We start from the raw sequence: 1197 nt of genomic DNA on the forward strand, positions 1-1197 counted from the left end.
AAGCCCGTGGCCCAACCACCTTGTGTGGGGGGAGCGGTCGAAGGTGGGGCCGGCGATTGGGACGAAGTCGTAACAAGGTAGCCGTACCGGAAGGTGCGGCTGGATCACCTCCTTTCTAAGGAGCACACAACTGGCCCATGCTGACCCTTGCTCCTCCATACGAGGGGTGCGGGTGTGTGGGTCGGTGGCCACCGGTGACGGCGCATGTTCGTCAGGTGGCTGCTCATAGATGTGGAGCACTGGCTACTCAGCTCACCGCTCGTGTGAGCCGGCAAGTACCGCCCTGGTTGTCCGGGGAGGGGAACGTTGGTGTCGGGTGGGTGGTGGGGTGGACACGCTGTTGGGTCCTGAGGAAACGGGCGTGAGCCTGGTGGCCTCGGACTGCGGGACCAGGACCGCATCACCTGTGTTGGGTGGTGTGGTTTTGGTGGGCCCGGTTGTTTTTTGAGAACTGCACAGTGGACGCGAGCATCTCTGGTGAACGGCGATGCCGTCATTTCTCTTCGGTTTGAGGGGTTGTGGTGGTGTTGTTGTTTATCTGCGATTTGTTTTGATCGTTTTGTGTGTTCAAGTTTTTAAGGGCATACGGTGGATGCCTTGGCATCAGGAGCCGATGAAGGACGTGGGAGCCTGCGATATGCCTCGGGGAGTCGGCAACCAGACTTTGATCCGGGGATTTCCGAATGGGGAAACCTGGCACTCGTCATGGGGTGTCGCCGCCGTCTGAATGTATAGGGCGGTTGGTGGGAACGCGGGGAAGTGAAACATCTCAGTACCCGCAGGAAGAGAAAACAATAGTGATTCCGTGAGTAGTGGTGAGCGAAAGCGGATCAGCCTAAACCGTGCGCGTGTGATACTTGGTAGGGGTTGCGTGTGCGGGGTTGTGGGACCATCCTGCTGGATCTACCAGTCTGGCGAGAAGTTACAAAACATCGTGGTAGTCGAATGGCATGGGAAGGCCGACCGTAGACGGTGAGAGTCCGGTAGGCGAAACTGCGATGTCTTCTGGGTGTGTTCCCGAGTAGCACGGGGCCCGTGAAATCCCGTGTGAATCTGCCACGACCACGTGGTAAGGCTGAATACTTCCTGGTGACCGATAGCGGACTAGTACCGTGAGGGAAAGGTGAAAAGTGCCCCGGTGAGGGGTCGTGAAAGAGTACCTGAAACCGTGTGCCTACAAGCCGTCAGAGCCTCCTC

2 rRNA genes are annotated in these 1197 nt (G+C 58.2%); both read left to right on the top strand.

The window, feature by feature from the left end:
• A 16S ribosomal RNA gene (locus E1200_RS33335) occupies positions 1-115 on the top strand; the annotation flags it as partial.
• Positions 116-565: 450 nt separating this feature from the next.
• A 23S ribosomal RNA gene (locus E1200_RS33340) occupies positions 566-1197 on the top strand; the annotation flags it as partial.

It is taken from the genome of Actinomadura sp. GC306 (genome assembly GCF_004348665.1).
Taxonomy (GTDB): domain Bacteria; phylum Actinomycetota; class Actinomycetes; order Streptosporangiales; family Streptosporangiaceae; genus Spirillospora.